Origin of the sequence: Microbacterium sp., assembly GCF_036566905.1 — a bacterium.
In the GTDB taxonomy this organism is placed as follows: domain Bacteria; phylum Actinomycetota; class Actinomycetes; order Actinomycetales; family Microbacteriaceae; genus Microbacterium.
Genome location: NZ_DATCVK010000070.1, coordinates 1 through 6,828, shown reverse-complemented (window position 1 = coordinate 6,828; position 6,828 = coordinate 1). Strand labels below are relative to the sequence as shown.

The following is a 6,828-nucleotide window of genomic DNA, read 5'->3' as shown; positions in this document are numbered from 1 at the left end:
CGGGCACGGCCGGCATCGGGGGAATCGACGCGGTCGCCGGCACGAGCGGGACCGCGGACACCGGAGCGGGCACCGCCGGCGCAGGCGCCGCGGGGGCCAGCGCCGGGGCAGATGCCGACACGGGAGCGGGCACCGGGTCGGCGGTGGCGGCATCCAGCGACTCCGCCCAGGTGCCGTCGGGGTGCACGACGAGCGGCCAGCTCGACGTCCCCTCGACGAGGGTGGCGTGCGCGGGCTCGCCCGTCGAGGCCGCCAGCTGCCGGATCTCCTCGACGACGCGGTCGCGCAGCGCCAGGCTGTCGGGGGCGACGACTTCCTCGACATCGGTGCCGACGTGAAGCTCGGCGGTCGTGCTCGTCAGAAAGTGGACGGTCGCATCGGGGCGGCGTGAATTCATCGGTTCTCCTCCGCAGCGGCGGCTTCAGACGCCGGCCGCGGCAGAGGGCGGCGGCCGGTCAGGGCAGGCGAGTGGGCCGGCGAGAGCCCATCGGAGGGCGAGCGCGGGCCTCGGCCACGCTTTCGCCGTGCATGTTCACGCTAGTCGACGGTTCCTGGAAGGCACCGCCGAGACCGCGGCGCGGCCGCGGGATCGGCTCATCGGGTCCTCGCGGCGCGGCCGCGGGCCAGGCTCGTCGGGTCCTCACGGCACAACCGCGGGATCGGCTCATCGGGTCCTCGCGGCGCGGCCGCGGGCTAGGCTCGTCGGGTGCGTCTCGTCATCGCCCGCTGCTCCGTGGATTACACGGGACGGCTCAACGCCCACCTGCCGCTCGCGACCCGCCTGCTGGTGCACAAGGGCGACGGCTCGCTGCTGGTGCACTCCGACGGCGGCTCGTACAAGCCGCTCAACTGGATGAGCCCGCCCTGCCGCCTGGACGTCGAGATCCCGGATGCCGATTCCGCCGCGGCCGGGGTGCTCGAGCACTGGCGGGTCACCCACGCCAAGAGCGGCGATGCGCTGCTGGTGCGCATCTACGAGGTGCTGCACGACACCTCCCACGAGCTGGGCCTCGATCCCGGCCTGCAGAAGGACGGCGTCGAGGCCGACCTTCAGCGCCTCCTCGCCGAGCAGGTCGACGTCATCGGCGACGGCCTCACCCTCGTCCGCCGCGAGTACCCGACCGCGATCGGTCCGGTCGATCTGCTCCTGCGCGACCCCGAGGGCGGCACGATCGCCGTCGAGGTCAAGCGCCGCGGTGACATCGACGGCGTCGAGCAGCTCACCCGCTACCTCGAGCTTCTCGGCCGGGATCCGCATCTCGCCCCGGTCACGGGCGTGTTCGCCGCCCAGGAGATCAAGCCGCAGGCGAAGGTGCTCGCCACCGACCGCGGCATCCGCTGCGTCACCCTCGACTACGAGGGCATGAAGGGCATCGAGTCCGGCGCCCCGCGTCTCTTCTGACTCGCCAGACGCTCCACCCCATCCCCTCGGAGATGGGGGTTGTGTCATGTCGTCAGGAAAGTACATACTGTCGCGCAGACAGTTCTTTCTGACGAACGGATGCCGCGCGATGACGCTCGACGACTTCCGGCGCGAGATCGCCGAACCCGCCATCGACTTCCGCCCTGAGCTGCGGTGGTGGCTCGCGGAAGGGCTCCACGGCGATGCGACGCTGCGGCGGGAGATCGAGGACGCGCACCGTCTCGGCTTCGGCGGCATGGAGTTCCTCGCCATGGACGAGGGCGCGATCGACCACGCGCGCTACGGGTGGGGCTCGGAGGAGTGGGTGCACGACTCGCAGATCGTGGTCGAGGAGACCACGCGCCGCGGCATGTCGGTGAGCTTCACGTCGGGAACGAACTGGTCCAACGCCAACCTCCCGACGATCGACCCCGACCAGCGTGCCGCTGCGCAGGAACTCGATGTCGTGCACGAGACGCTCGCGGCCGGTCGGTCGCGCTCCGGCGCGCTTGCACGCATCGACCTCGAGGCCCCGATCGCCGAGACGACGCTGCCCGGCCACCGCGGCACCATCACGCAGCAGCACCTCGTCGCCGTCGTGGCGGCGCGCGTCGCCGGCGACGGGCTGCTGGATGCGGCATCCGTCCTCGATCTCACTTCACAGGTCGAGGGCGAGGCGCTCGACTGGACCGCTCCCGACGAGGGCGAATGGCGGCTGTTCGCGTACTGGATGCACGGCACCGGGCAGACCGCGTCGCCCTCGGCCGGCGTCAACTACACCGTGAACTACCTCGACCGCGACGGCGTGGACGCCGTCATCGCCTACTGGGACGACGTGGTCCTGACGCCCGCGCTGCGCGCCGAGGTCGCCCGCAACCCGCGCGCGCAGATGTACATGGACTCGCTCGAGCTCTCGACCTACGGCGCCGGCGGCATGTTCTGGGGCTTCACACTGGCCGAGGAGTTCCACACGCGTCGCGGCTACGACATCGTGCCGTGGCTGCCGTTCCTCACGCGCGACGCACCGTTCATGGCGGTCTCGACGGTGTACCACCACCAGCCCGCCGTCGACGCCGATCGCACCACCGTCGAGAAGGTGCGGTTCGACTACGTCCGCACGCTCACCGACCTCTATATCGAGAACATGCTGCGTCCGTTCGCCGCGTTCCTGCACGAGGTCGGCATGACGTTGCGCGCCGAGATCAGCTACGGCCTGCCCTTCGAGCTGACGCGCCCGGGGCCCGAGGTCGACGGCATCGAGACGGAGTCGCTCGAGTTCGGCGCGCAGATCGATGCGTACCGGCTGATGGCCGGCCCCGCGCACCTCTTCGGCAAGCAGTACTCGTCGGAGACCGGTGCCACCACCCGCAACCACATGCTCGACCACCGCTTCTACGACCAGATCATCGCCACGCAGCTCGCTGCTGGGATCACCAAGACGGTGCTGCACGGGTGGGCGAGCCCGGCCGGCGCCGAGGGTGTCACGCAGTGGCCCGGCCATGAGGGCATGTGGCCGATGTTCTCCGAGCGGTTCGACACCCGCCAGCCGGGCTCGGAGTTCTACCCGCTCTGGACCGCCGCGATCGGTCGCCTCCAATACGCGCTCCGGCGCGGGCGGCCGCGCATCGACGTCGGCATCCTGCGCACCGACCACTTCACCGACAACCTCATCGGCATGGCGCTCATCGGCCCGAACGGCGAGCGCATCCCCGACGAGGTGGCCTACGGCACGATGTGGATGCGCGACCGCGAGAACCACTGGTGGCAGGACCTCGGCATGCAGGACGCCGGCATCACGTACGAGTTCTTCGACGGATCCCTCCTGCTCCGCGACGACGTCTCGTTCGACGGCGACGAGGTGCAACCCGACGGGCCGGGGTATCGAGCGCTCATCGTCTACCAGAGCACGCTCGACGCCGACGTGGCCGCGCACCTGCTCGCCTGGGCCGAGCGCGGCCTCCGCCTCGTGATCGTCGACGGCGCGCGCGAGCTCGAGTCGCTCATGGCCGGACGCTTCCGCACGCACGACGTCGCGGCATCCGCGACTCCCGGTCTCGACGGCCTCGACGACGAGCTCGCCGCGATCATGACCGAACTGCGACGGATGCCGGGAGTCCGCGTCACCGCGCCGTCCGGCGTCGTCGCGGCCCTCGACGAGCTCGGCGCCGGCGGCCGCGCCCGCTTCGCCGACGACGACCGCCACGTGCTCACCCACCTTCGCGAGGATGACGGTCTCACCGTGCTCTACGCGTACCACTTCCTCTACGAGACCACCGAGCCGGCGACCGTGCGCGTGCGCCTCGAAGGCACGGGCGTGGCGCACCGGCTCGACGTCTGGACCGGCGAGCTCCGGCCGCACCGCGGCGCACGGCGCGACGGCGGGAACACGCTCGTCGAGCTCACGCTCGCGCCGGGCGAGGTGGCGGTGGTCGTCTTCGACACCACGACGGATGCCGCCGACACCGCCGCTCCGGCCATGATCGAGGTCGCCCGCGCCGACCGGTGGCGGCTCGTCGTCGAGAGCTGGGACGCGGGCGAGCCCGAGGTGCTGACGGAGGATCGCGGCCTTGGCTATATTTCCCGCGAGGTGCGCCCGACCACTGCCGTGACGCGCCTCGAGGCAGGCGAGACGGAGCTGGCGCCGTGGTCCCAGATACCGGCCGTCGGCCCCGAGGTCTCGGGCGTGGGCGAGTACACGACGACCATCTCGGTCCCCGTGGCGCGCCCCGGCGCGCGTCACCTGCTCGACCTGGGCTCGACCTGCGGCGGACTGGGCTCGGTGCGCGTGGGCGACGGGCAGGCCCGCGGATTCGACACCGCGCACCCGGTCGTCGACGTGAGCGGCGACATCCGTCCGGGCGACAACGTGATCACCGTGCGGGTCTCGAGCTCGCTCAACAACCGGCTCCGCGCCCGCGGATACTATGAGCGCGTCCCCGACATCGGGGCGCAGCTCACCGGGGAAGAGCGCACGCAGCACGCGATCGTCCGCGAGTACGGACTCGTCGGGCCGGTGCGACTGCTTCGAGAGGACTGACACCGGCGGCGCGAGCACGGCCGGCACGGCACCGAGAGGAACGAGGAACGATGGCCCGAGGTGACGTCGACCCCGACGCCTCCGCCGACCTGAGTCCCGTCATCGGCGCCGACCCGCTCGACCTGCGCCTGTCGCTGGCGTCGATCGTGCACTGGGCCGACAGCACCGTCGTGCGGCGAGAGGTCATGGCGAGGGTCGCGTTCCCCATCGACGACATAGGCATGTTCCTCGTCGTCAACCAGCTCTCGTACAACGGCGCGATGCGGCCCGTCGACCTGTCACTCGCGCTCGGCATGACGCCGACCAACATGAGCAAGATCGTCGGGCGGCTCGTTCAGGCCGGCCTCACGGTGCGGGTCGCCGCGCCGGACGACGACCGCGGCGTGCTGGTCGCCCTGACCGACGAGGGGCGCCGCATCGGGCAGCGGATCATGGCGACCGCCGAGACGAACATGCGGGCACTGCTCTCCGACTGGTCGCCGGCCGAGATCGAGGATCTCCGTCGCATGATGGCGCGCCTCGCGCGAGTGCACCGGCGCGATCGCTGAGACGTCGGTCCGCTTCGGAGCGGCGGGCCGCCTCCGCTTAGGCTGGGTCCCATGCCGAGCCGATCGCCGTGGACCTGTGTGCTGTGGGACGTTGACGGAACGATCGTCGACGCGTCCGACGGCATCCTCCGCCGCCTCACGATCGCCCTCGAGCACTTCGGCAAGCGTCCGCCCACCCGCGCCGAGCTGGTGCACTGGATCGGCCCGCCGATGTACGACTCGTTCCAGGTGAACGTCGGCATGACGCCGGAGCAGGCGTCCGAGGCCGTCGCCTTCTACCGCGGCCTCAACAAGATCGACGGCTACGCGACGGGAGCCAAGCTGTTCCCCGGCGTGGGCGAGCTGATCACGGATGTCGCCGCCGCCGGTATCCCGCAGGCCACGGCGAGCTCGAAGCCCGAAGTGCAGGTCGTCGCCCTGATGGACCACTTCGACCTCTCGACCTCGCTGACCGCCATCGTCGGTGCGACGGCGGACGAGCGGACCCTGAGCGCGAAGTCCGACATCGTCGCCGAGGCGTTGCGGCGCCTCGCTGCCGCCGGCGTCGACACGAGCCGCCCGGTGCTCGTCGGCGACCGCCATCACGATGTCGAAGGCGGTGCCGCCCAGGGCGTGCCGGTGATCTTCGTGCGCTGGGGCTTCAGCTGGCCCCACGAGGCGGAGGGCGCCCAGGCGGTCGTCGACGACGTCGACCAGCTTCGCGAGCTGCTGCTGGTGGGCGAGCAGACGCGTGCGGACACCGGCGCTGTGGACGAGCACGCACGCGCGGAGAGCGCCGAGACCGCGGGGCGTGCGGTGGGTGCGAGCGAACCCGTCGGGGTCGCGGATGCCTGAGCTCGCCGCCTCGATCCTGGGATGGCTGGTGCCGGCCCTGGTCGTGTTCGGCGTGACGGCGATCGCGGTCGCCGTGATCGTCTGGGCCGTGCGGCAGGCACGCCGCTCTCCCCGTGCCCGCGCCGCGGCGGAGCGCACCCGGGCGAAGGCCGGTGCGACGCTCGTGCAGCTCGACGACGAGGTCGGCGAGCTCGAGCTCGAGGTCGGGTTGTCGGGGGCGCTCTACGGCGGCGAGGCGCCGGCGTCGCTGCGGCGAGCACGCCTCACTGCGCAGCACGCCCGCGACGACGCGTTCGAGGAGTACCGCGCGATCAGCGACGGCACCGCCCCGCCCGACGAGATCCGCCGCATCTCGGGGCGCATCGACCGGCAGGCCGGCGAAGCCCTCGCCATCGTGGCGGCCGCCCGCCGCGAGCATGGCGCGTGGGTCACCGCGAACGTGTCGGCTGCCGGTCAGATCGACGCCGCACGACGCCGCCTCGCCGAGCTGCACGCCTCGATGGGCGATCCGGCCGCACTCGTCGCCGAGCTGTCGTCGCGGTTCGCCGAGGACGAGTGGCACGATGCCTCGCAGTCCGCGCACGCGGCGCTGTCGCAGGTCGCGGTCGCGCAGCGCCACCTGGACGCCGCCGCCGCACGGGCGGACGACCCCTCGCTCAGCGCGCTGCCCGATCTCGCCGCAGCTGAACGCGCACTGCGCCAGGCCGAGGGCGACGCACGCAACCTCGAAGAGACGCACCGCCTGGTGCTGCAGGCGGCGCAGGCCGTTCCCGACGAGATCTCGGCTGCCCGCACGGCGCTGCGCCAGGCCTCCGTCACCCGCGAGCACCTCGACGCACTCGACGCCGGGCGACTCGGCGCGGAGCTGCGCGCCATCGAGCAGGAGCTGAACCGCATCGAGACGGATGCCGCGCGCCGCCCCACCCGCACGGTCGACGCCATCGCGCGCCTGCGCGGACGCCTCGACCTCGCCCTCGGCGATGCCCGCACGGCGCAGCAGCGCCTGC

5 protein-coding genes and 1 pseudogene are annotated in these 6,828 nt (G+C 72.1%); 5 read left to right on the top strand and 1 reads right to left on the bottom strand.

Annotation, left to right across the window (positions count from 1 at the left end):
• A pseudogene (locus tag VIP82_RS05910) lies at positions 1 to 397 on the bottom strand (MinD/ParA family ATP-binding protein); the annotation flags it as partial.
• Positions 398 to 706: 309 nt separating this feature from the next.
• Between VIP82_RS05910 and nucS the strand changes: the two are divergent.
• The 5 genes from nucS to VIP82_RS05885 all read left to right on the top strand — a co-directional run.
• Entirely contained in the window at positions 707 to 1,402 is a 696-nt protein-coding gene (gene nucS / locus VIP82_RS05905; protein WP_331906612.1) for an endonuclease NucS, read from the top strand.
• Between the two features lie 109 nt (positions 1,403 to 1,511).
• Entirely contained in the window at positions 1,512 to 4,439 is a 2,928-nt protein-coding gene (locus VIP82_RS05900; RefSeq protein WP_331906610.1) for a glycosyl hydrolase, read from the top strand.
• Between the two features lie 50 nt (positions 4,440 to 4,489).
• Positions 4,490 to 4,987, top strand: a complete 498-nt coding sequence (locus VIP82_RS05895) for a MarR family winged helix-turn-helix transcriptional regulator (RefSeq protein WP_331906608.1) — start codon at positions 4,490 to 4,492, stop codon at positions 4,985 to 4,987.
• A 51-nt stretch (positions 4,988 to 5,038) separates the two neighbouring features.
• Entirely contained in the window at positions 5,039 to 5,821 is a 783-nt protein-coding gene (locus VIP82_RS05890) for an HAD hydrolase-like protein (RefSeq protein WP_331906606.1), read from the top strand.
• Positions 5,814 to 6,828 (top strand): hypothetical protein (locus VIP82_RS05885; RefSeq protein ID WP_331906604.1); only part of this gene is annotated, 1,015 nt, incomplete at its 3' end. The genes VIP82_RS05890 and VIP82_RS05885, both read left to right, overlap by 8 nt.

What these genes read in the sequence shown, in the direction of transcription:
- VIP82_RS05890 (WP_331906606.1), top strand. Translation starts at nt 5,039, where the DNA reads ATGCCGAGCCGATCGCCGTGGACCTGTGTGCTGTGGGACGTTGACGGA.
- VIP82_RS05900 (WP_331906610.1), top strand. Translation starts at nt 1,512, where the DNA reads ATGACGCTCGACGACTTCCGGCGCGAGATCGCCGAACCCGCCATCGAC.
- VIP82_RS05895 (WP_331906608.1), top strand. Translation starts at nt 4,490, where the DNA reads ATGGCCCGAGGTGACGTCGACCCCGACGCCTCCGCCGACCTGAGTCCC.